We start from the raw sequence: 22,145 nt of genomic DNA, 5'->3' as shown, positions 1-22,145 counted from the left end.
TATTACCGGGAGCTCCGGCCTCGGCTTCCTTCTCGGCCGCCGTCCTTGCCCCTGCGGTCATCCCGCTTCCGGTCTCGGTTTCGATTCTTGTCCGGCCGATATCCACTTCTGTTTTTCTGCCTGCCGTCTCCACCCTTGTTCTTAATCAGATTATTAAACCGATCCCGCTTGTTCATGGTGAAGTCGTTGTCCAGCTCGGACTCCTCATAATTACGACTATCCAAGTCACTAAACTTCATCTTGAACAGAGCAGCCGCAATATCTAACGTCGTGATGTCATCTCTTTCCTGCAAAATCTGCTCGATGGCCTCCGTATACTTGGAGAAGCCCCCTGCCTGAAGGGTTGCCATAACTTCCTCGGTAGCAGCCTGCAATTTCATGGTTTCGATGCTGGAAATCGTCGGCGGTTTAGTCTGGATAATTCTAGACTTGGTATAACGCTCGATGTCCTTCAACCGATAAATGTCTCTGCCGAAGACGAAAGAATAGGATACACCCTTCTTTCCCGCTCTGCCAGTTCGGCCGATTCGGTGCACATAATATTCGGAATCGTTTGGAATGTCGTAGTTGAATACAGCTTCCACGTTATTGACGTCAATACCTCTCGCCGCTACATCTGTAGCGATCAGCAGCTCTACCTGGCCCTTTCTGAACTTGTTCATAACCCGGTCGCGCTCTCGCTGCTTCATGTCTCCATGAAGTGCTTCGGCAGAATAGCCTCTAGCCTGCAGAGAAGTACACAGTTCATCCACTTTCCACTTGGTGTTGCAGAAGATGATGCCCAGTTTTAAGTTCTTGGCATCGATGAGACGGCACAGCAATTCCAACTTTGAGCCTTCTCGTACTTCAATGTAATACTGATCGATGGTATCGATGGTAACTTCCTTCTGGAGGGTTACCACGTGTTGCGGATCTTTCATATACAAGTTGGAAATCTCCAGGATTCCCTTTGGCATGGTCGCTGAAAACAGCATGGTCTGCCGCTCTTCCGGCAGTTCTGAAAAGATGGTGTCAATATCTTCTCGGAATCCCATATTCAACATTTCGTCTGCTTCGTCCAGAACAACCATCTTCAAATTTTGGAATTTGAGAGTCCGCCGTCTCATGTGATCCATAATCCGTCCCGGCGTACCGATGATAATCTGAGGCTTGCCCTTTAACGCAATAATCTGCCGATCGATAGACTGTCCGCCGTAGATAGCCAGGGACTTAATGCCTTTCTTGTACTTGCAGAGGCTTCTGAACTCCTCAGACACCTGAATGGCCAGTTCCCTAGTCGGGCACAGAACCAGCACCTGAACGCCCTGATGCTTGGTGTCAATCTGCTCTACTGCTGGGATACCAAAGGCACAAGTCTTTCCCGTACCAGTCTGCGCTTGACCGATGACGTCATGACCTGCCATCGCCACAGGAATAGCCTTAGACTGTATCGGAGTTGCCTCTTCAAACCCCATAAAGTCCAATGCCTTTCGCATGGAATCCGACAACTGTAGCTCTTTAAAATTTAAATTTTCCATTTATTTCCTCATTTCGTAATTAACCGTACATGTCATACACAATCATATCATTATATTTTAAAATCACCTCAATGTCAAATGATTTCCCTGCTGCTCTCCATAAAAATCTTTTACCCACTGCTGCACACAAGTCAAAAAACTGCGGGTAGCCGTAGAGGCCGTTTCATAGGAACGGATAGCAATAGCCAGCTCCCGATATACAGGAAATTCCAACTGCTTTTTTATTAAATGAAAAGAAGGGCTGAGCAAACTCAGTTCCGGGAAGATGCTAAAGCCAAACCCCTTATCCACCAACGCCATAACCGTGTAATCATTTTCTGCTGTAATGAAAATATTAGGTTCCACTTGATGGCGGGTAAAAACCTGTTCCGTCTCGTAATAAAAGTCTTTTTTCAAACCAATATAAGGATGTTTTCCCAGCTCTTCTGTGGGGAAATAGGGGGCTGTTGCCAGCGGATGGTCTTTCGACATTACCGCCAGCAAAGGCTCTCTTTTCAGCGGAATAGCTAACAGATCCGCCGGCGCAGGCAAAAGCAGAAAGCCGCAGTCTACATCGCCCCGCTGAACGAGCTGCTCCAATTCCTGGGAATCGTCAGACCACCGCAGGTCGAATTCCATCTTGGGGTATTCCTTTAAAAAGGCATGAATCATGCCCGGAAGCCAGTGAATGGAAATACTGGTAAAAGCCGCTACCCGTATGACACCGGAATCCAGACTTTTCAGTTCGCTCAGCTTGTTGCTCAGCCGATGCTGGCTGTTGCACACATCCCGAACCCAAGGCAATAGTTGCTGCCCTTCAGCTGTCAACTGCACCCCGCCATAATCTCGAATGAATAGCAGCAGCCCCATCTCCTCTTCCAGGGTTTTCAACATATAACTGACACCGGCCTGGGTGTAGCCTAAGGCCTCTGCCGCCTTTTTAAAGCTGCCCAGCTCTGCGGTCTTCATAAAGGCTTCGTATTTCTGTATACTCACGTTGCTTTCCTCCTGTTACCATATAAGAATCTCTTTGAATTGATAATGGAAAGTCTAGTTTTACTTGTATGTAGAAGTGTATTATAATATAAAATAGTTCTTAATGCAACGCCGATGCACTAAGAACTTCCTTACCTTGAAAAAAGGCAGTGCTGTTTACCTGACGCACTGCCTTTCTTCAATCTTTTTAGTGAATTAAAGCCTTATAACAGTTTTTTGCAGCAATATTATTGAAAGAAGTTATTAGAAAGCCTATACTTAAGGCTGTTAGGAGAAGAACAACATGGAAAAGAAAAAGACGTTTATATATGGTTCGATGCTGTTAGTAGAATGTTTCTTCTGGGGCGTAGGTAATCCGGTCATGAAAATTGGGCTGACGGTCATTCCGCCGCTTTTTTGCCTGTCCATCCGCTATATCCTAGCGGTTCTCCTGTTTCTGCCGTTTTTGGGAAAACGGGTCTTCGCCCACGTGACTCTCAAACAGCTGCCGATTTATATGCTTATTGCCGCTTTTACGGCAGGCTCGTTTATCACCTCAGCCTTTTCGTTGATGCACACTACGGCCACCAACTCAGGCTTTCTCATGTCGACCGCGGTTATCTTTACACCCTTTCTATCGTACTTTATCTTAAAATCTAAATTAGATAAAAAACATATCATACCGATTCTCATCGTCATCGTTGGTTTATTTTTGTTGTGCAGCGGCGGCGGAGCCTTCTCCTTTGGGCTGGGAGAATTCTTGGCGGTGCTGTGTTCCATCTCCGGAGCAGGCATGCTGGTATTTAGTTCCAAGTATCTTCAAGATATGGACCCTTTGGTAACCACCGTTATGCAGACCTTGTTTACGGGTTTATTTTGTCTGATTTTTTCCTTAGCCTTTGAGGATCGTCCGTCTCTGTCTGAGATTCCCATGCTCGGCTGGGGTGTTATCGTTTACCTGGCGGTAGGCTGCACCTGCATCGCTTATGTTTTTCAGAATCTGGCTCTGCGCCATGTGCCGGCCACCTATGCTGCTCTGGCCTTCTGTTCAGAACCCATTTTCACCGCCATCGCTTCTTATTTTATGCTGGGAGAGCAGTTGTCCGCCAAGGGATTAATCGGTGCAGGACTAATCATGATCAGCATCATCATCGGTTCTCTTTTACCCGAGGAACTGCCAGAATCCATCCAGCATCCTGATACGCCCGATTCAATAGATCAGCCGGAAGCTTTACATGCTAAAGTTGGGCAGGTTCAAGTCCTGCCCCCTCAGCAGCCATAATTCAGCTTTCCTTAGTCTTCAAGCAGCCCCCATCCCAGGTGCTGCTTGCTGTGTTAAGTCTGCCTCCAACTCACTCAGCCGTTCCAGCAAAAGCTCCACACCGTCCATGGTATTCTGGTAATTCCTGTCACTGACGGCAATGCCCAGCTGGTCGATGGCCTCATCTACTCCATTTAGAAGAGCTGTCCGTGAAGCGGCAGCGTCCTGCCGATCTTCCTCCTGACCATTTTCGCCAGTCTGGCTGTCAGCTTCCATTTCTAAAAGCGGCCTTACCCGCTCCCACGTGTTATGAATTTCTGAAAAACTGGCACTGGCTTCCATCCAATCCATGTTCTCTGCCTGGAAAATGAGTTGTCTGCTCATATAGTCCATGCGAATCAAATCCGCCGGAAAAGGCGTCTGAAAATAATCTAACAGATCCGCTAAATCGTTCAGCAGCTGGCTTGCGTAATATAAAGCCTGCTCTTTATCCCGCTGAATCAGCAGCTGCTCCAGCATGTGATTGTTCAAGTTCATGCTGTCTATCAGCTCATCGGGAACCATTTCTTCCTGAAGAATCGGAATCAATTCACTTTTTGCTAACTGAATGACCGATAGGCTGCTGTTGGCATTTTGCCAGTTTCCCCCATAAATATGATCCATAAGATCCTGAAGATTCGTACGAATCACCTCCAGCTGTTCCGGCACCGGCGGTAATTCACCGTTATCCTGTTGATGAGGCCGCACCCAAAGGAATTGGCCTATGTACAGTTCCTGACCTGCCAGTTCTCCTAAATTTCCTTTGAGGGAACCTTCCGCCAGCCTCCGTTCATGCAATACGTAAAAAGGTCCTTGATCTGTTTCTATGCAATGAATTTCCATTTTAAACCTCCGTCTTTTATGCTGGTAATATCATATGTTTCGTCTTCCTTCCTTGCTACTCTTCTTCCACTTTGGCCGAATTTTTCTGTAAATTTTTAGTATTTTTTATGCTTAAAAATTTTTAAAACTGCCAAATTCCGTTTGCAGAAAAAATTCATAATTGCAGCCCACCTGCACATACTAAGGTTTGTGGAGGTGATTAAACATGGATAACATTAAAAACACAAAAGGCGCAGAAAGCCGGGCCAAGAGCGCAAAGAGCAACGTTAAAAACGGTGCACAGAGCACAAAGAGCAGCACAGACGCTCGGAATTGTGCCCACAATTCTACAGGAGCTCGCAACGAGGCAAGAAATGGACAGAGCAGCACAAATACACACACTAGCTACCATACCGAGTCCAAGAACGCAAAGAACAGCACACAGAACATGAACGATCGGTTTTAAGACAAGATAATTAAAACGATTATCGTATCTTTCACCGAATAAGGATGTATTCCATCCTGAAGATTTGCCACAGGATTAATAGTTATTCCTGTGGCTTTTCTTTTTTATACATAAATATTGTATTTTCCATATTTTTAAGAGGTTAACTTGTCAATTGGCTATTTACCAAAAACAGCAACGCCATTCCCGGCGCTGCTGTTTTTTTATAAATGCAATAAATATGGCATATTTAATTGATATAATTTTGAGATGCCTTTAGCTGTACGATTAGTCTCTTGTTAAAGACATTTTTTATGTGCTCCACTTCTTCTTGAGGGTATTTGAAAAAACCTTCCCCCGTTTTTAGCCCCAGCTTTTTTGCTTTAACCTTTTCGCGAAGAATCGGGTTAGCTTCCTTCCTGCTGTCCATCACACTCAACAAGTTATCACCTACTGTACACCAGATATCTAAGCCCCCCATGTCAGCCACCTCCAGCTGCCCTGTCGTAGCATAGCGAAAAGCTGGGCCAAATTTTAAGGCCTTGTCAATATCTTCTGGCGAAGCTACCTGATCCTCCATGAGGGCAAAGACTTCCCGTGCTACAGCCTGCTGAATCCGGTTAGCAACCATACCAGGTATATCTTTCAACACCTTCACCGTCTGCTTGCCCGCTTTGTTATAAAGTTCTTCCACTTCCTTATAGGTGGCATCCTCTATATTGCCAAAGAAAGAAAGCTCTGCAATAGGCATAAGGTGAGCAGGATTGTACCAGTGACAAACCATCATTCGTGTTTTCCGCTCTTCTGGTAGTTTAGCCGCCATTTCCATTAAAGGCAGGCTGGATGTATTACTGGCCAAAATAGCTTCAGCCTTGCACAGCCGATCTAGTTCAGCAAAGAGTTCCTGTTTCAGCTCCATCTTTTCCGGCGTGGCCTCAATCACGTAGTCCGCATCACCCACAGCCTCTGCTAAATCAGCAAACAGATGTATCCGGCTCAAACTCTCCCCCACCGCTTCTTCCGTTAGGACCCCATTCTCACACAAAAAAGTCAATTCATCTTTAATGGTATCCATAACTGTATTTCTAACAGGCTCATAATTCTCATATAGGTTGACGGTATACCCATTCATGGCAAAAGTTTCAGCAATTCCGTGTCCCATGGTACCGGCTCCTAGTACCGCAATTTTTTCTATCATCTTTATGCCCCCTAAATTCCCAAAATTTCTCTGGCATCTGCGGAAGTAGCGACCTCATTTCCAGCCAACCGAATGAAGTCTGCCGCCCGATTTACCAGCTGTGCATTGGATTCAGCCAGCACACCAGGCGCATAATAAACATTGTCTTCCATCCCTACTCGTACATGACCGCCCATGGCAATAGCTGCCATGAGAATTGGCACGTGTCCTTTTCCTACACCTAGGGCAGACCAGGTAGAGCCCTCTGGGATAAGATTCTTTAAGTAGCAGAGATTTTCTACGGTAGCCGCAGAACCTCCTGCTGCTCCCAGCACAAACTGATAATGCAGCGGGGCTTTCAGAATGCCCTTTTTCAGGTAATAGGTGGAATTGTAAATCATGCCGGCATCAAAGATTTCAATTTCCGGCTTAACCCCGCATTCTTGCATAGTCTTTCCGAGTTCTTCCAAAAATTTAGGGTGGTTGATGAATAAGCTGTTATGCTGCCAGTTCATGGACCCACAATCATAGGATGCCAATTCAGGCCGGATACTCCGCAAGTGCGCCTGACGCGTTTCATCAGTAGCATTCAAATCTCCACTGGTCGTGCAGTTTATGACTATATCACACATTTCCTTAATCCGTTTTACCGTTTCCTCAAACTTCTTGGTATCCATGGTGCCTTTGCCTTCATCATCCCGCATATGCAGGTGGCAGACGGCGGCTCCAGCTTGATAGCACTTGTACACATCCTCCGCGATTTCCTGAGGAGTCAGCGGAAGGTTTGGATTGTCTTTCTTGGATGGCCATGCTCCTGTGGTGGCCACTGTAATGATCGTCTTCTTTGCCATAATGCGTTCCTCTCTTTTTCTTTATTTTTTACTTGAATAAGGAGTTTCTGCGGCTGCGCAGAAAGGACAGCCGCAACCTTGCAAAAGCAGCTCCTTTGTTTTAAACAAAGCTATAAAAACAGATTCAAAATCATAACTCCAGCAAGGCCGTAAATGGCAAGCAATGTCGCCTGCACACTCCAAAGCTTCACAGTCTGTCCTATGGTTAAGTTGAAATATTCTTTGCAGAACCAAAAGGTCACATCACTAGGAGGTCCACCAAAGATGGAACCACAGCCGATGGCCAATACCATCAGTTCGGGATTCGTACCGGCTGCCGTCATGACAGGCAGAATAATGGCAGAAGTAGTCAGCACAGTTACCGTGGCAGAACCAACGGCAAGCCGGATGATGGCAGCAATAACCCACGCCAGCAACAAGGGTTCAATATGCCAGCCACTGGTCATAGCCGCAATATAATCTGCCATGCCACTATCCAAAATGACTTGTTTAAAAGCACCGCCTCCGCCTAATACAAAGAGAATCGCTCCCATGCTCATCATGGCCTGTTCGGAAATCTTCATAAGTTCTGGTATTGTCTTGCGTTTACCTCTCAATCCAAAGACATAAAAAGCTAAAAAGAGAGCTATCAGCAAGGCAATATCTCCGTTGCCAATAAAGTTCAGCGCCGTACGCAGCAGAGAACCTTCCGGCAATAAGAAGCTCCCAATTACACCACATAAAATGAGAATGACTGGCGATAATGCTGTAAACACACTTATGCCAAAGCCTGGCAAATCCTTTTCTTCAAACTCTGTCTTGGACACCAGCTGATGAGGGATTTCTGGATCCCAATTCCTGTAGAACCGGGCAAAAAACGGGCCAAAGATGATAGTTGCCGGAATGGCTATAATCAGTCCATAGGCCAATACAATACCAATGTTAGCTCCTAGCACACCAGCAATAGCCACCGGTCCCGGATGAGGCGGCAAGAAACAATGGGTGACGGCAAGGGCCGCAAGACAGGGAATCCCTACCTTTAACAGCTTCACCTTCGCTTCTACCGCTACGGTGAAAACAATAGGAATAAGCAGTACGAAACTCACTTCAAAGAAAAGAATAATTCCTAAAATAAAGGAGGTCAGGCAAATAGCCCAGTCCACTCTTTTCGACCCAAACGAGTTAATCAGCGTCATTGCGATTCGTTGCGCACCGCCGCCTTCTGACAAAACCTTGCCGAATATGGCTCCCACTACAACAATCAACCCCACATGGCCAAGCGTCCCGCCCAAACCCGTTTCAATTGAGGTAATAATGTCCATTGCCGGCATTTTTTGAAAAAACCCAACAAATAGTGCTGCAATCATCAGCGACAAAAAACCATTTAACTTAACCAAAATAATTAGTGCAAATAATAAAATGATACCGAGAGCTAATACAATTATTGGCATCTTTTTATCTCCTTTCTTTTTTCCAGAATAGTAATGAAAATGAATCGGTTGTCTTCGTCTAAAACAATTGTATGCTGTTATTTTCGGTTTCTCCTTTCCAGCCTTATATAGAGCAAATCTCATGCCAAATTGGTCATAAAGTTAAAATTGTTGAAATTTAAAGACATTAACGCTCCCCTTCTCATCGGTCGGTTTGCAAAAGTGTAGGAGTATACATCACCTATTGTGGTATTTTCCCTACAGTCACAGTATCCAGTTCTACCACCCTACCGTGTGATTTCAGTCTATATCAGGCTTGGCATATTATTTGCTTAATTTAGTGCTGTCCGTTATGAATAAAAAGAAGGAGAAACACATGAAAAAGAAAGTAGTGACAGCCCAAGAAGCGGTAGCAGACATCCAGGATGGAGCAACCATCATGGTATCTGGCTTCCTCGGCACAGGTACGCCTGAAATCTTAATCGACGCTCTGGTAGAAAAGGGCGTGAAACATTTAACGGTTATTGCCAATGACGGAGGCCTGCCAGCAGCAGCAACAGGAACTACCGACAGAGGTGTAGCAAAGCTTCTGGCTGCCGGCATGGTAGACCACATCGTTGCTTCCCACGTGGGAATGAACCCGGCTATCGGCAAGGGCATGAATGATGGAACCCTTCAGTGCACTTTGGTGCCACAGGGCAGTCTGGCAGAAAAAATTCGTGCCGCTGGAGCCGGACTGGGCGGCGTGCTGACTCCCACAGGAGTAGGTACCTTGATTCAGACTGGTGAAAAGGTGTCCACAGGAGAGCGGGAAATCAGCATTTCCGAAAAGAAAGAAGTTATTACCGTAGACGGAAAGGATTACCTGCTGGAAAAACCTCTTCGTGCAGATTTTGCTCTGTGCAGAGCTTCTGTTTGTGATGAATACGGCAACTTCTCTTGCTCCAAGGCTACCAAGAACTTCAATCACGTGATGGCTATGGCAGCTGATACGGTGATTCTGGCATCTGAGAAGGTGGTAGACATAGAAGCAATGGATGTGGACGCCTTCACTACAGCAGGAGTCTATGTAAACTATATTGTAGGAGGAGAAGAACCATGGCAGATTTAAAAGCAAGAATTGCTCAAAGAGCAGCAAAAGAGTTTAAAGATGGCGACGTAGCAAACCTGGGCATCGGCCTTCCTACGATGGTAGCCAACTACCTGCCAGAGGGTGTGCACATCATGCTTCACTCAGAAAATGGTTTTACTGGACTGGCTGGTGCAGCGGAAAAGGGTCAGGAAGATGTTGATGTTATCAATTCCGGCGGAGCGTATGTAACGTATATTCCATCAGGAAACTTCTTTGGTTCCGAAGAAAGCTTTTCTATCATCCGAGGCGGTCACGTAGATGCTACAGTGCTGGGAGCGATGGAAGTAGACGAGCACGGCAACCTGGCCAACTGGATTGTTCCAGGTAAGATGGTAGCAGGCATGGGCGGTGCCATGGACTTAGTAGTAGGAGCGAAGAAGGTTATCATCGCCATGCTCCACACTCAGAAGGGTGCGCACAAAATCCTTAAAGAATGCACCCTGCCGTACACCGCATTGAAAGTGGTAGACATGATTATCACTGAAATGGGTGTTATGGAAGTGACCGATAAGGGGATTGTGCTGACAGAGCTTCACCCAGACTTCACTGTAGACGAGGTGCAGGCTGCTACCGGCTGTAAACTACTTATCAGTCCAGGTTTAAAGGATATGTCAGCAGAGTAAAAATGGCCTTCGTTCAGCTTTCTTCACTGGTTTATAGGTACAACTATACTTTCCCAAATAAAGATGTTATGATTAAATGAAGGAAAGGAAAAGGTGGACAGACATGTTTAAAACCTTAAGCACTGATGCGATCTATCAAATACTGGAATCCTTCTACAGCTTTGTTGTTATAGACGAAAAGGGGGTTATCGTTTATATTAATAAAAATTATACATCATATCTTGGGGTAGATCAAAAACAAGCCATAGGACAACATATTTCCAAAGTTATTCCCGGAACAAAGCTGAACCTTACCTTAAAAACGGGAATAGAAGAGTTCGGCGCCCTTTTTACCCTCTACGACCACACAAAGCAAGAGGAAGTCACCTTGATATGCAATCGGATTCCCATCAAGGAGAATGGCCGCATAACCGGAGCCTTGGCGATGACCACCATACGCAACCTCAATGAATTTGACGCCCTTCAACAGGAAATAGGACAATTAAAGCTGGACAATCAGGAATATAAAAAGAAACTGGCTATCCTGCAAAAAAGCCTGCATCCCCTGGATAAAATTATTGGCAACGCCAAGCCTTTCCGAGAGGTAAAGCGCTGTCTGGAGGAATTCTCCAAATCCAATCTGCCTATTTTAATCACCGGAGAAACCGGTGTCGGCAAAGAGCTCTTTGCTAACGCCGTCCATCAGCTGAGCAATCGTCGGTTAAGCAATTATGTAAAAATTAATTGTGCTGCCATTCCGAAAGACCTTCTGGAGTCGGAGCTGTTCGGCTATGTAGAAGGGGCTTTTTCTGGAGCTGTCAAAGGAGGGAAAATGGGCAAATTTGAGTTAGCTAACAATGGCACAGTCCTTCTGGATGAAATCGGTGAGATGCCCCTGGAGCTGCAATCTAAACTGCTTCGGGTGCTTCAGGAAAAGGAGTTTGAAAAGGTGGGCAGCGTCGAAACTGTATCCGCCAATGTGCGAATTATTTGCAGTACCAACCGAAACATGGAGGAATTGGTGCAAAGCCGTCAGTTCCGTGAAGATTTATATTACCGGATTAACACCATCGAGCTGCGTATTCCCTCCTTACGAGAGCACTTGGCAGACTTGCCCCTTCTCTGTGATCACTTCATCAAAAACACGAATTCAGAAAACAACTACAACATTACCGGCATCGACGATGAAGTGCTCCATCTATTCAATACCTACAACTGGCCTGGCAATGTCCGAGAACTAGAACATGTCATTGAACGGGCGGCCTTGTCCTGTAGATCCGGGCAAATACAGCGCCACCACTGTGATTTTTTACTCACCAAGATTAAAAATTGCCCTGGTGCAGATCTGTCACCTAAGTCCTTAAAAGATAAGACCAACAACTTTGAAAGAGACTCCATCCTCAAGGCGCTACATGAGACAGGCGGCAATAAGAGCAAGGCAGCAAAACTCTTGGATATTGATCGAACCATCCTTTACGATAAGCTAAAAAAATATAAAATTACACTATAACCATTTGAAGCGTATTCTTTGCTTCTTCGGAAACCATAGATAAAAAAGGTAGAGGCAATGGACTATCTAATTCCATTGCCTCTACCTTTTTATTTTTATAAAGGATTGCTTCCTCTTTTATCACTCTTTTTTTGACAGACCGGACATAGGCCATACATGTCCAGCTTATGTCCGGTGATGACAAATCCCGTCTTTTGCTCCAGCAATTCCTCGTACTGATGAAGGGGGCACCCCTCTACAGCCAAAATCTTCTTACATTCCACACACACCAGATAATGCTTGTGGACTTGGTTATTGTACTCAAACAGTGCCTTACTTTCATTGGTAACGCTGTGTTTGACAATCAATTCCTTCTCACTCAGAGTTTCCAAGGTTCTATACACGGTAGAAAGATTGATGGCCACGTCTTTTTCTTTTAAGATGCAATAAATCTGCTCTGCCGTAACCGGTTCCTGTTCTGCTTGCAGCAGTTCTAAAATGTTATGCCGGTGTTTCGTATTCTTTAAGCCTCGGTCTTTCAACAGGCTATCGCAATGACATTCTTTTTCCATCAATTTGCCTTCACCGCCTTTGCCTGTTCCAGCTTTTTTATTCCGTAACCCACTCCATGACACAGCAGATAGCACAAAACCGAAAGAATGACGATAGCGGCCCCAGAAGCGATATTCGTCACGTAGGAAATCCACAAACCGGCTCCGCAGAAAAAGATACCGAAGATTGTGGCATAAATCATACGGCCTTTCAACTTCTGAGAAAAGCTTTCGGCTACTGCCGCCGGAGCCGTCAGCAAGGACAAGACTAAAATGATTCCCACTACCCGAATCAATACCACCACCGTCATAGCCGTCAGTACCAGCAGCACGTATTCTAACAGTGCCGTGCGAATACCAATAATGGAAGCGAATTCCTCATCAAACAAATAGGCCTTCCAATCATTGAACAAGACGGCCACCAAAAGGACCACCACGAAGGTCAAGCCCATCATCAGATACAGATCCGATTTAGTCACCGATAGAATATTCCCGAACAGATACGAAGTTAAATCAGGCGGATACCCCTTCATCAGAGAGATGAAGAGAATCCCTAAAGCCATGCCCAGGGACCAAAGCATAGCGATGATAACATCGGAGCGGGCACCGCCCCGTCTCTTAATGAAACCGATACCCAGGGCCGCTCCCACAGCAAAGCCAAAGGCTCCCAAAATGGGTTCAAACCCGAGGAGATAGCCCAAGCCCACTCCCCCGTAGGAGGTATGCGCGATGCCGCCGCTCATCATGACCAGCTTTTTCTCTACGATGATAACCCCGATAATGCCGCAGACGATACTGGAGAGAACACCTGCCCAAAGAGCATTTTGCAGAAACTCGTATTCTAGAATGGCTTGAATCAAAACAGTCTCCCCCTTTCTGTCGCCGGCAGTTCTACCGGACACCCATACAGGTGAACCATCATTTCCTGACTGAGTTTAGGTTCCCCATAATATAACAGGTGCTGATTGAGGCAGGCCAGCTTACTGACCTGATCCGATACGGCCAGCAAATCGTGACTGACCATAATAATGGTTAACTCCTTGTTCAGCTCCTTTAGCAGGCTGTAAATCTGGCTGCAAGAGCTGACGTCTACACTGGCGGTAGGTTCATCTAAAATCAAAATCTCTGGCTCTACTGTCAGGGCTCTGGCGATAAGCATCCGCTGGAATTCTCCCCCGGAAAGAGCCGCTGTCTGCCGGTTGGCCAGATGCCGGATGCCTACTTTTTCCAAAGCCTCATAGGCTTTCTCCCGATCTTGCTGCCCAAAGCGAAACAAGGGCGACAGCCCTTGTTTCAATCGTCCCGTCAGGACCACCTCTAAGACAGAGATAGGAAAACGCTTGTCCACTGCTGTTATCTGGGGCACATAACCCATCTTCTGCCCGCCTCTGCCTGCCTTTTCCCCACAGATAGAAATACTGCCTCCGCTGGCTGGAATCAGCCCCAGCACAGCTTTCAGCAAAGTAGTCTTGCCCCCGCCATTGGGACCGATAATCCCTAGGTATTCGCCCTGCTGAATGTCTAGGCAAACATCAGAAAGAGCCAGATTCTGTCCATAGCACACGGACAGGTGCTCAATTTTTACGGCTGCCGTACTCACTCCATCACCTCAGCCATGGTCTCTGCCATCTTCTTTAAATTGTCAATGTAATCTGCTGCCAGAGGCTCTAACTTCACGGTAGTACCACCGATTTCTTGAGCAAAGGCCGCCGACTGACTGCTGTCAATCTCCTCCTGGTAGAAAATAACCTTAATGTTTTCTTTCTTGGCTAGATCCACCATCTCCGTCAGATGCTGAATCGTGGATTCCTTGCCCTCTTCCTCTAGGGCGACCATCTGCAAGCCATAATCATCAGCCAAGTAGCCAAAGGCCGGATGGTAGACAACAAATTGCCGATTCTTCACCCCCGCTAGCAGGGAGGCAATCTCCTGGTCCAGCTGGTCCAGCTGATCCATATAGGCCTGTGCATTGGCTTCATAAACCTCTTGATTGGCCGGGTCCAGTCTGCTCATTTCTTCTGCTATACCAGCAACCATGACTTTAGCCCGTTTTGGTGAAAGCCAGGTGTGCGGGTCCCGCTCTCCTGGTCCAAAGGTCCGATCTGCATAGGCAGCAGCTACTTGCTCTTCCAGGTGCACCACCTTTACCTTCCCAGCATTGGGCAAGATGTTAGCCTCCTCCGTCGGTACCCCTAAAGCAAAGTACACCTCCGCCTTGGAGAACTTCTCCATAATCTGAGGGGTTGGCTCATAATTCTCTGGGCTGCTGCCAGGAGGCACTAAAGTAATTACCTCTGCCAAATCACCGCATACGGCTTCTGCAAAGGTTTTTTCCGGTACGATAGTCACCGCCACAATGGGTTTCCCATCACTGCTGCCCTCCTGTTTTCTGCCTTCGTCGCCAGCCTCACCACAGGCGGATAGTAAAAAGATACCTGTCAGCGCCAGCAAACAGGACAACAATTTTGCCACATTCCTTTTTTTCATCTCTTCTTGTCTCCTCTTCCGATTCAGGCCTGTCCCTCATAAGGAACATCGAGCCTTCGCCTTTATACGTTCTTTATATGATTATTTGAGCTACTACATCTGACTATCTCCGCTAGCTGCTCAAATTACGGCCATAGCCCCCTATGCCTAACAACAGCACAGCATTTTTATTTGCAAACGATTCGCATTTGCATTACCTATTATACTGCCTCAAAGAAGAAATTTCAAGATGTGATTTCCAGATATGAACAAAAAACCCTCTGTCTTTAAAAAGACAGAGGGGGGGTTGCACGGTTTATACCGCTTGGTGGAAAGTCCTAGAGATGACCTCTCGCTGTTGTTCCCTGGACAGCTTATAGAAGTTCACCGCATAGCCGGACACCCGAATGGTCAGGTTCGGATATTGCTCTGGATGGTCGTAGGCATCCAACAGCACCTGCCGATCCAGCACGTTGACGTTCAGGTGATGAGCCCCCTGGAGGAAATAGCCGTCCAGCAGACTCACCAGATTGCTGATACGCTGTTCCCTAGTCTTGCCTAATGCCCCTGGCACGATGGTAAAGGTATTGGAAATACCGTCCCGGCACACGTCATAGGACAGCTTGGCTACGGAATTTAAGCTAGCAATAGCGCCATTTTTCTCCCGTCCGCTCATTGGATTAGCACCAGGAGCCAGGGGCTCTCCTGCCCGCCGTCCATCTGGCGTATTGCCGGTCTTCTTTCCATACATGACGTTGGAGGTGATGGTCAACACCGACAAGGTATGAACCGCCTGACGGTATAAGGGATATTCCTGAAGAGCCTGGTAGAACTTCTCCGTCTGCTGGCTGGCAATTTCATCTACCCGGTCGTCATCGTTACCGAAGGCCGGAAATTCGCCCTCTACCTGAAAATCGGTAACAAGACCAGTCTCCGGGTCTCGCAGACACTTGACCTTAGCATATTTCACCGCAGAAAGGGAATCGGTCAAGCAGCTGAGGCCAGCGATGCCAAAAGCCATGAGGCGGCGAACCTGACTGTCGTGGAGGGCCATCTGGCTCTTTTCGTAAGCATAGCGATCGTGCATCATATGAATGATATTTAAGGCATCCACATAAGTCTTTGCCAGCCACTTCCGGTAATAATCCATGCGCTCCATCAGTTTGTCGTAATCCAGGTATTCCTCTTCCCATATTGGCAGCTTCGGTCCTACCTGAATTTTTTTCACCTCATCTGCGCCGCCGTTGACCGCATACAACATGAGCTTGGCCAGGTTGGCCCGAGCGCCGAAGAACTGCATATCCTGGCCAACCCGCATAGCCGATACGCAGCAAGCAATGGCATAATCGTCTCCGTACAAAGGCCGCATCCGGTCGTCGCTTTCATATTGCAGTGCATCGGTTTCCATGGAGACCTGAGCCAGATAGGCTTTCCAGTTCTCTGGCAGATCCTTAGACCATAGAACGGTCAGATTCGGCTCCGCGCTGGGATTCAAGTTGTATAAAGTATGCAGAATGCGATAGCTGCTCTTTGTCACCAAATGGCGGCCATCTTCTCCCATGCCGCCGATGGCTTCTGTAATCCACATAGGGTCTCCGCCGAAAAGCTCGTTGTATTCTGGAGTCCGCAGGTGGCGGGCCGCCCGAAGCTTAAGCACGAAGTCATCCATCAGTTCCTGTGCGGCTTCTTCCGTGATGCAGCCTTCCGACAGGTCTCGCTCAAAGTAAATATCTAAAAAGGTGGTCACCCGTCCCAGGCTCATGGCTGCCCCGTTTTGCTCCTTAATAGCCGCCAAGTAGGCAAAATACAGCCACTGGACAGCTTCTCTGGCGGTTTCCGCCGGTCTGGAAATATCGTATCCGTATTCCTGAGCCATAGCCTTCATCTGATCCAAGGCACCCAGTTGGTCTGCCAGCTCTTCCAGCAGCCGAATGGTGTCTTCTGTCAAAGGCTGTTTTTCCAGCTCCAGCTTATCGGCCTTCTTCTTATCAATTAGAAAATCTACGCCATATAGGGCTACCCGGCGGTAATCACCGATGATCCGTCCCCGGCCATAAGCGTCCGGCAGCCCCGTGATGATCCCCGCTTTTCTGGCGGCTAAAATATCCGCAGTATACGCATTAAATACGGCCTCGTTATGGGTTTTGTGCTGACAGAACTGTTGCTCTATTTTCGGAGAAACCGAGCTTCCGTATTCTTCGCAGGCATTGTGGACCATGCGCATGCCGCCAAAAGGATTGCAGGCCCGCTTTAGGGGTTCGTCTGTCTGTAGGCCCACAATCAGCTCATCCTCCTTGCAGATATATCCGGCGGGGAAGGCAGTAGGGGTGATGACCGTCTCTGTGTCGATGGCATAAACCCCGCCCCGTTGTTGCTCCAGCCGCAGCAACTCTTCAAATCGTTCTCGCAGACGCAAGGTTCGAGCTGTAGGCTCCGCCAAAAAATCCGCATTCCCATCGTAAGGACGGTAATTCTTCTGAATAAAGTCCCTTACATCCACCGTTTCGTTCCAGTTGCCTTCTTTAAAAGTTCTCCATGGTTTCATACTGCCAACTCCTTTTCTTCTATTCCCATACCTCAGTTTACGTGCCTCACCAAGCGGTTCTCCCCGCAAAAAAAGGGCAGCACACCAAGGTACTGCCCAGACGGTCGGCATTTGATCAGTCTTTGTTTCCCGGTGGTTCCCCCCACCTATTTCCGTCAGTCGCAAAGACAATTTATATGTTTTTTATATCATACTGCCGACCACTTGTCAATCGCTTAAAGCTTTTCTCTTAAAGATTATTTTTCTCCTGCCCGTTGAACCTGAAACGTCAGGTTTTCCCCGACAGCATCCAGCAGGATGTCATCCCCTTCCATGATTTCTCCCCGGATAATCATGGCGGCCATTTCCGTTTCCACATGCTTTTGCAGGTATCTCTTCACCGGCCTTGCCCCATATACCGGGGTATAACTCTCTCTAGCGATATATTTCTTGGCAGCTTCTGTCAGCTGAATGGTCATGCTGCGTTCAGCCAAACGTTTTTTAAGAGAACCCATAGTGATATCAATAATGCTCACAATTTGAGCTTCTGTCAGTGGGGAGAATACCACCATATCATCGATTCGGTTAAGGAATTCCGGCTTGAAGTATTTTTTCATCTCCTCTGCCACCTGGTCCTTGACCTCTTGACCGATGGTCCCATCGGAACTGATGTGGTCAATCAAATATGGGCTGCCGATATTGGAAGTCATAATGACGATGGTGTTCTTAAAATCCACCGTCCGTCCCTGATTATCGGTGAGGCGGCCATCGTCCAGGAGCTGCAATAAAATATTGAACACATCTGGATGAGCCTTTTCAATCTCATCGAAAAGGATAACGCTGTAGGGCCTTCTGCGAACCGCTTCCGTCAGCTGCCCGCCTTCATCGTAACCCACGTAGCCCGGAGGGGCTCCTACCAGACGGGATACGGAATGCTTTTCCATGTATTCCGACATGTCGATACGGATCATATTCTTTTCCGTATCGAACAACGCCTCGGACAGGGATTTGGCCAGCTCGGTCTTACCCACGCCGGTAGGTCCCATGAAGATAAAGGAACCAATCGGCCGATTAGCCTCCTTTAAGCCTGCCCTGGCTCGAAGCACTGCCTCAGAAACCACGGTGACCGCTTCCTCCTGTCCGATAACTCGTTTGTGGAGAATATCTGGCAGCTTCAAGAGCTTTTCCCGCTCGGATTCCACCAACCGGCTGACCGGGATACCCGTCCAGCCTGCCACCACTTGGGCGATTTCCTCCTCCGTGACCTCTTCTTTCAAGAGCTTCCGCTCCACCTTCTCTTTCTGAGCACTTTCCGCCTGCTGCAACGTCTTTTCCAGCTCCGGCAACGTACCGTATTTCAACTTGGCCAGCAACTCCAAGTCGTATTTCCGTTCGGCTTCTTCAATCTGATGTTTTACGTCCTCCACCTGTTGTTTCACCGCTTTCACGTCGGTGATGGATTTCTTTTCGTTTTCCCACTGTGCCCGCATGGAAGCGTTTTCAGCTTTCAGCTCGGACAGCTCCTTTTCCAGATTATCCAGCCGCTGCTTCGAGGCTGCATCCTTTTCCTTGGAAAGGGCCTGCTTCTCAATCTCCAGCTGCATAATTTTCCTAGAAATCTCATCCAATTCCGCTGGCAGGCTATCGATTTCTGTACGGATTTTAGAGGCAGCCTCGTCCATCAGGTCGATCGCCTTGTCTGGCAGAAAACGGTCGCTGATATAGCGGTCGGAAAGGGTGGCACAGGCGATGAGTGCCCCGTCGGTAATCCGCACGCCATGGTGAATCTCAAAACGCTCTTTCAGCCCCCGCAAAATGGAGATGGTATCCTCCACCGTCGGCTGATCTACCAGCACCTTCTGGAAGCGCCGCTCCAGGGCCGCATCCTTTTCAATATATTTTCGGTATTCATCCAAAGTCGTAGCCCCAATGCAGTGAAGTTCTCCCCGGGCCAGCTTCGGCTTCAATAAGTTGCCGGCATCCATAGAACCTTCCGTCCGTCCAGCTCCCACAATATTGTGAATTTCATCAATAAACAGGAGGATGCGGCCTTCAGACTTTTCTACTTCGTTGAGGACAGCTTTCAACCGTTCCTCAAATTCCCCTCGGAACTTAGCTCCGGCAATAAGCGCTCCCATATCTAGAGCGAAGATCGTCTTGTCTTTCAGCCCCTCCGGTACATCGCCGTTGAGAATCCGCTGCGCCAGCCCCTCCACCACGGCAGTCTTGCCCACACCTGGTTCGCCGATAAGCACCGGATTATTCTTGGTCCTTCGGGAAAGAATCTGAATGGCGTGACGAATCTCTGCATCTCGGCCGATCACCGGATCCAGCTTACCATCTCTGGCCATCTCCACCAAGTCTCGGCCATATTTGCTCAGCGCCTCGTAATTCTCCTCCGGATTCTGGCTGGTCACCCGCTGATTACCTCGGACCTTGGTCAGATTTTGCAGAAATTTTTCCTTTGTAATATCATATTTTTTAAAAATCTTCGCTGACGGAGTCAGTTTTTCTTCCAACAAAGCCAAATACAAGTGCTCTACGCTGACATATTCGTCCTTAAAGCGACCTGCAATCTTTTCTGCTTCCATAAATAGCCTGCTCAGCCGATTGGTGGAATAAACCTGATCATTTCCCCCTGTGACTTTAGGTAGCTTATCCAGTTCCGCCGCCAGCTCTCGGCTAATCTGCACCGGGTCCAGGCCCATGTATTGCAGAAGTTTGGGAATCAATCCCTCCTGCTGTCCAAGCAGTGCTGCGTGCAGGTGTTCTCCATCTACCTGCTGGTGTCCTTCCTGAATAGCTAAGTTCTGGCAATCCATAATTGCACCCTGTGCATTTTGCGTATACTTATCAAAGTTCATCTATCATCCCTCCCTCACGAAAACCCTCCTTTTGGCACATTTACTTGCAAAGTTTACGGCTCATCCGGAAGATTCTTTTAACATAATTTCTCTCATATACTTATATTATACCTACTTACTCAAAAAGTAAACAACTTTTTAGCACTCATCACGTTAGAGTGCTAACAATTTCTTAAAGGTATTGAAACCACTGGGTGTAAGTGATTAAAAAATTATAAAAACTACTTGCTAGAGGGAAGATTTAAGACTAAACTAAAAAAGATATTAGAAAATAAACGCATAGGAGGAATATGAATGATGGAAAATGACAAGGCGTCTCAGCCTAAGCTGGCCGCAAAACAGTATCTTGGGTGCCCGAGCAGCCCACAAGTCTGTTTTTTCTGGTTGAGTTAAGAGGAGAACACAGATGGAAAACTTAAAGGCCACGAAATGTACCCCATCAGAGGATGTAAACGTCCGCCCTTTTGCCTATGCCGCCTCCCTCATTAATGGCAAGTGGAAAATGCACATCCTCTTCTGGCTGTGGAAAGCAGAAGTCCTTCGCTACAACCAATTAAAACGAGCCTTGGGTCCGGTAACCCATAAAATGCTCAGTGCTCAGCTGAAAGAACTGGAGCTGGACGGAATCATCTGCCGCAGGGAATACCCTCAAGTTCCCCCAAAGGTAGAATACAGCCTGACAGAAACCGGCCAATCCCTAATGCCTATTTTAAACGCGCTCTGCACCTGGGGGCAGGAGCATATTCCCCAAGACTGGAGTTTAAACTGACTAGAAAAAGATAGCCATAATACCTCTGTAGCAAAGGCTCACTAAGGGATTCAGCACGAGGTCTGTAATGTTGAATACAATTAATACCATGAGAATCAGAAAGCCTTTGTCGTAGATTTTATAGTAGAATTCCGTCTGCTTTAGGTTGAAAACCTCCGTGATGATGCCAAAGCCGTCTAGCGGAGGAATCGGCAGCAAATTAAAAATCATCAGTACCAGATTGATAATAATCACGTAGACGAGGATTTGCTGCACCACGCCACCCATGTAAGATAAAGTCATGAACCCGGCAGCAAAGGTATAAAACAATTTCAAAATGCCCCCGGCAATTACTGCCAGCAGCAGATTCATGCAGACTCCAGCCACCGATACAATAAGCTCATCCCTGCGGGGATTCTTGAAATTTCGCGGGTCGACCTGAACCGGAACACCCCAGCCAAAACCCGCTACCATCAGGCAGAGAAAACCAAAGGGATCTATATGTGCCAACGGATTCAGCGTCACCCGACCCTGATACTTTGGCGTCATATCGCCCAGCTTATAGGCTGCCACGGCGTGTCCAAACTCGTGAAAGGACAGACCGATAACAATAGCTGGAAGGGACAAGGCCATCCCCATAAGCCAATCCAGCGGATTGGAAAATCGGCCTCCCATCCAGGCCATACCGGCCATAACCAGCAGTAAAACAAAAAATGTAGGATTAAAAAATCGCCTCAAAACAGACCATCCTTTCTATTGCTCTTAAAAATTATACCTGAACATTTTATCACAAAATACCACTCCTGCAAATAGTATATACTATATGAAATTGCGCAAGGGGTGAATTTAAAAATATGAAAAGAAAATGTTACTGTGTAGCGGTCCATACGGTTGTGGCCGGGGATACTCTCTATTCCATCTGCAAGCAGTACAATGTGTCCGTCTGCGATTTGATGATGGCCAACAACATCCAAAATCCATACAACCTGCGAGTAGGAACGAAAATCTGCATCCCAGGGGATATGGATAACGCCGGCAATATGGAACCTACAGAACCAGCTTGCCGCGGCATCCTATACACGGTGGAGCGGGGAGATACCCTCTACATGATTGCTAAGATGCACCGGGTGACGCTGAACTCCATCATGGAAGCGAATCCGGACATCGACCCATATAACTTGAGAGTGGGAATGAAAATCTGCATTCCCCAGTAAACAACATATTTCATAGGGTAAACATACTCTACCAAACAAAGGGGCTGTCGCAAAGCAGTAAAGACTCAGAGGCATGTAAA

At 47.3% G+C, this 22,145-nt stretch carries 20 protein-coding genes and 1 riboswitch; of the genes, 7 read left to right on the top strand and 13 right to left on the bottom strand.

Features of this window, described 5'->3' with window-relative positions; genetic code table 11:
- Positions 1 to 2: 2 nt before the first annotated feature.
- Both Ami103574_RS06365 and Ami103574_RS06360 read right to left on the bottom strand, forming a co-directional pair.
- On the bottom strand, positions 3 to 1,517 hold the full coding sequence (locus Ami103574_RS06365; RefSeq protein ID WP_163065833.1) for a DEAD/DEAH box helicase: 1,515 nt from the start codon (positions 1,515 to 1,517) through the stop codon (positions 3 to 5).
- A gap of 63 nt (positions 1,518 to 1,580) precedes the next feature.
- Entirely contained in the window at positions 1,581 to 2,492 is a 912-nt protein-coding gene (locus tag Ami103574_RS06360) for a LysR family transcriptional regulator (RefSeq protein WP_163065832.1), read from the bottom strand.
- Between the two features lie 283 nt (positions 2,493 to 2,775).
- Here Ami103574_RS06360 and Ami103574_RS06355 point away from each other — a divergent pair, with 283 nt between their 5' ends.
- Entirely contained in the window at positions 2,776 to 3,753 is a 978-nt protein-coding gene (locus Ami103574_RS06355) for a DMT family transporter (RefSeq protein ID WP_163065831.1), read from the top strand.
- Between the two features lie 18 nt (positions 3,754 to 3,771).
- Here the strand turns inward: Ami103574_RS06355 and Ami103574_RS06350 are convergent, their stop codons facing one another.
- A complete protein-coding gene (locus Ami103574_RS06350) occupies positions 3,772 to 4,614 on the bottom strand; it encodes a hypothetical protein (RefSeq protein WP_163065830.1) in 843 nt (280 codons plus the stop codon).
- Positions 4,615 to 4,819: 205 nt separating this feature from the next.
- Here Ami103574_RS06350 and Ami103574_RS06345 point away from each other — a divergent pair, with 205 nt between their 5' ends.
- Positions 4,820 to 5,059 (top strand): hypothetical protein, encoded by a 240-nt coding sequence (locus tag Ami103574_RS06345; RefSeq protein ID WP_163065829.1) that lies wholly within the window; start codon positions 4,820 to 4,822, stop codon positions 5,057 to 5,059.
- A gap of 229 nt (positions 5,060 to 5,288) precedes the next feature.
- Here Ami103574_RS06345 and Ami103574_RS06340 read toward each other — a convergent pair whose 3' ends face one another.
- From Ami103574_RS06340 to Ami103574_RS06330, 3 genes are all read right to left on the bottom strand, one after another.
- Positions 5,289 to 6,236, bottom strand: a complete 948-nt coding sequence (locus tag Ami103574_RS06340; protein ID WP_163065828.1) for a 3-hydroxyacyl-CoA dehydrogenase family protein — start codon at positions 6,234 to 6,236, stop codon at positions 5,289 to 5,291.
- Between the two features lie 11 nt (positions 6,237 to 6,247).
- Positions 6,248 to 7,066 (bottom strand): BKACE family enzyme, encoded by an 819-nt coding sequence (locus Ami103574_RS06335; RefSeq protein ID WP_163065827.1) that lies wholly within the window; start codon positions 7,064 to 7,066, stop codon positions 6,248 to 6,250.
- 110 nt (positions 7,067 to 7,176) lie between these two features.
- Positions 7,177 to 8,496, bottom strand: coding sequence for a gluconate:H+ symporter (locus tag Ami103574_RS06330; RefSeq protein ID WP_163065826.1), 1,320 nt, complete (start codon positions 8,494 to 8,496; stop codon positions 7,177 to 7,179).
- A gap of 355 nt (positions 8,497 to 8,851) precedes the next feature.
- Here Ami103574_RS06330 and Ami103574_RS06325 point away from each other — a divergent pair, with 355 nt between their 5' ends.
- The 3 genes from Ami103574_RS06325 (at position 8,852) to Ami103574_RS06315 (ending at position 11,719) form a co-directional block, all read left to right on the top strand.
- On the top strand, positions 8,852 to 9,586 hold the full coding sequence (locus Ami103574_RS06325) for a CoA transferase subunit A (protein WP_163065825.1): 735 nt from the start codon (positions 8,852 to 8,854) through the stop codon (positions 9,584 to 9,586).
- Positions 9,574 to 10,230: a 3-oxoacid CoA-transferase subunit B gene (locus tag Ami103574_RS06320; protein WP_163065824.1), complete on the top strand. Its 657-nt coding sequence runs from the start codon at positions 9,574 to 9,576 to the stop codon at positions 10,228 to 10,230. Before Ami103574_RS06325 ends, Ami103574_RS06320 begins: the two co-directional genes overlap by 13 nt.
- Positions 10,231 to 10,333: 103 nt before the next feature.
- Positions 10,334 to 11,719: a sigma-54 interaction domain-containing protein gene (locus Ami103574_RS06315; protein WP_163065823.1), complete on the top strand. Its 1,386-nt coding sequence runs from the start codon at positions 10,334 to 10,336 to the stop codon at positions 11,717 to 11,719.
- A 95-nt stretch (positions 11,720 to 11,814) separates the two neighbouring features.
- Here Ami103574_RS06315 and Ami103574_RS06310 read toward each other — a convergent pair whose 3' ends face one another.
- From Ami103574_RS06310 to clpB, 6 genes are all read right to left on the bottom strand, one after another.
- A complete protein-coding gene (locus Ami103574_RS06310) occupies positions 11,815 to 12,270 on the bottom strand; it encodes a Fur family transcriptional regulator (RefSeq protein ID WP_163065822.1) in 456 nt (151 codons plus the stop codon).
- Complete coding sequence (locus Ami103574_RS06305) at positions 12,270 to 13,109, bottom strand: metal ABC transporter permease (protein ID WP_163065821.1); 840 nt, start codon at positions 13,107 to 13,109, stop codon at positions 12,270 to 12,272. The genes Ami103574_RS06310 and Ami103574_RS06305 overlap by 1 nt, the downstream gene beginning before the upstream one ends.
- Positions 13,106 to 13,849, bottom strand: coding sequence for a metal ABC transporter ATP-binding protein (locus Ami103574_RS06300; protein WP_163065820.1), 744 nt, complete (start codon positions 13,847 to 13,849; stop codon positions 13,106 to 13,108). Before Ami103574_RS06300 ends, Ami103574_RS06305 begins: the two co-directional genes overlap by 4 nt.
- The gene (locus tag Ami103574_RS06295; protein ID WP_163065819.1) at positions 13,846 to 14,736 is read right to left on the bottom strand and encodes a metal ABC transporter solute-binding protein, Zn/Mn family; all 891 of its coding nucleotides are present in this window, start codon (positions 14,734 to 14,736) and stop codon (positions 13,846 to 13,848) included. The genes Ami103574_RS06300 and Ami103574_RS06295 overlap by 4 nt, the downstream gene beginning before the upstream one ends.
- A 295-nt stretch (positions 14,737 to 15,031) precedes the next feature.
- Entirely contained in the window at positions 15,032 to 17,260 is a 2,229-nt protein-coding gene (gene pflB, locus Ami103574_RS06290) for a formate C-acetyltransferase (protein ID WP_163065818.1), read from the bottom strand.
- An 87-nt stretch (positions 17,261 to 17,347) separates the two neighbouring features.
- Positions 17,348 to 17,433: riboswitch (ZMP/ZTP riboswitch) on the bottom strand.
- 63 nt (positions 17,434 to 17,496) lie between these two features.
- Positions 17,497 to 20,103 carry an ATP-dependent chaperone ClpB gene (gene clpB / locus Ami103574_RS06285; RefSeq protein WP_163065817.1) on the bottom strand — a complete coding sequence of 869 codons (2,607 nt, stop codon included), beginning with the start codon at positions 20,101 to 20,103 and terminating at the stop codon, positions 17,497 to 17,499.
- A 406-nt stretch (positions 20,104 to 20,509) separates the two neighbouring features.
- Between clpB and Ami103574_RS06280 the strand changes: the two genes are divergently transcribed.
- Entirely contained in the window at positions 20,510 to 20,872 is a 363-nt protein-coding gene (locus Ami103574_RS06280; RefSeq protein ID WP_163065816.1) for a winged helix-turn-helix transcriptional regulator, read from the top strand.
- Here the strand turns inward: Ami103574_RS06280 and Ami103574_RS06275 are convergent, their stop codons facing one another.
- The gene (locus Ami103574_RS06275; RefSeq protein WP_163065815.1) at positions 20,873 to 21,589 is read right to left on the bottom strand and encodes a site-2 protease family protein; all 717 of its coding nucleotides are present in this window, start codon (positions 21,587 to 21,589) and stop codon (positions 20,873 to 20,875) included.
- 116 nt (positions 21,590 to 21,705) lie between these two features.
- Here Ami103574_RS06275 and Ami103574_RS06270 point away from each other — a divergent pair, with 116 nt between their 5' ends.
- The gene (locus tag Ami103574_RS06270) at positions 21,706 to 22,065 is read left to right on the top strand and encodes a LysM peptidoglycan-binding domain-containing protein (protein WP_163065814.1); all 360 of its coding nucleotides are present in this window, start codon (positions 21,706 to 21,708) and stop codon (positions 22,063 to 22,065) included.
- The last annotated feature ends 80 nt before the right edge of the window (positions 22,066 to 22,145 follow it).

This window comes from Aminipila butyrica, from assembly GCF_010669305.1.
GTDB classification, from domain to species: domain Bacteria; phylum Bacillota; class Clostridia; order Peptostreptococcales; family Anaerovoracaceae; genus Aminipila; species Aminipila butyrica.
Note: the sequence above shows the minus strand (reverse complement) of the source record. Positions and strands in the feature narration are given on the sequence as shown.

What these genes read in the sequence shown, in the direction of transcription:
- Ami103574_RS06315 (WP_163065823.1), top strand. Translation starts at nt 10,334, where the DNA reads ATGTTTAAAACCTTAAGCACTGATGCGATCTATCAAATACTGGAATCC.
- Ami103574_RS06310 (WP_163065822.1), bottom strand. Translation starts at nt 12,270, where the DNA reads ATGGAAAAAGAATGTCATTGCGATAGCCTGTTGAAAGACCGAGGCTTA.
- Ami103574_RS06280 (WP_163065816.1), top strand. Translation starts at nt 20,510, where the DNA reads ATGGAAAACTTAAAGGCCACGAAATGTACCCCATCAGAGGATGTAAAC.
- Ami103574_RS06270 (WP_163065814.1), top strand. Translation starts at nt 21,706, where the DNA reads ATGAAAAGAAAATGTTACTGTGTAGCGGTCCATACGGTTGTGGCCGGG.
- pflB (WP_163065818.1), bottom strand. Translation starts at nt 17,260, where the DNA reads ATGAAACCATGGAGAACTTTTAAAGAAGGCAACTGGAACGAAACGGTG.
- Ami103574_RS06365 (WP_163065833.1), bottom strand. Translation starts at nt 1,517, where the DNA reads ATGGAAAATTTAAATTTTAAAGAGCTACAGTTGTCGGATTCCATGCGA.
- Ami103574_RS06350 (WP_163065830.1), bottom strand. Translation starts at nt 4,614, where the DNA reads ATGGAAATTCATTGCATAGAAACAGATCAAGGACCTTTTTACGTATTG.
- Ami103574_RS06325 (WP_163065825.1), top strand. Translation starts at nt 8,852, where the DNA reads ATGAAAAAGAAAGTAGTGACAGCCCAAGAAGCGGTAGCAGACATCCAG.
- Ami103574_RS06320 (WP_163065824.1), top strand. Translation starts at nt 9,574, where the DNA reads ATGGCAGATTTAAAAGCAAGAATTGCTCAAAGAGCAGCAAAAGAGTTT.
- clpB (WP_163065817.1), bottom strand. Translation starts at nt 20,103, where the DNA reads ATGAACTTTGATAAGTATACGCAAAATGCACAGGGTGCAATTATGGAT.
- Ami103574_RS06335 (WP_163065827.1), bottom strand. Translation starts at nt 7,066, where the DNA reads ATGGCAAAGAAGACGATCATTACAGTGGCCACCACAGGAGCATGGCCA.
- Ami103574_RS06330 (WP_163065826.1), bottom strand. Translation starts at nt 8,496, where the DNA reads ATGCCAATAATTGTATTAGCTCTCGGTATCATTTTATTATTTGCACTA.
- Ami103574_RS06295 (WP_163065819.1), bottom strand. Translation starts at nt 14,736, where the DNA reads ATGAAAAAAAGGAATGTGGCAAAATTGTTGTCCTGTTTGCTGGCGCTG.
- Ami103574_RS06355 (WP_163065831.1), top strand. Translation starts at nt 2,776, where the DNA reads ATGGAAAAGAAAAAGACGTTTATATATGGTTCGATGCTGTTAGTAGAA.
- Ami103574_RS06345 (WP_163065829.1), top strand. Translation starts at nt 4,820, where the DNA reads ATGGATAACATTAAAAACACAAAAGGCGCAGAAAGCCGGGCCAAGAGC.
- Ami103574_RS06340 (WP_163065828.1), bottom strand. Translation starts at nt 6,236, where the DNA reads ATGATAGAAAAAATTGCGGTACTAGGAGCCGGTACCATGGGACACGGA.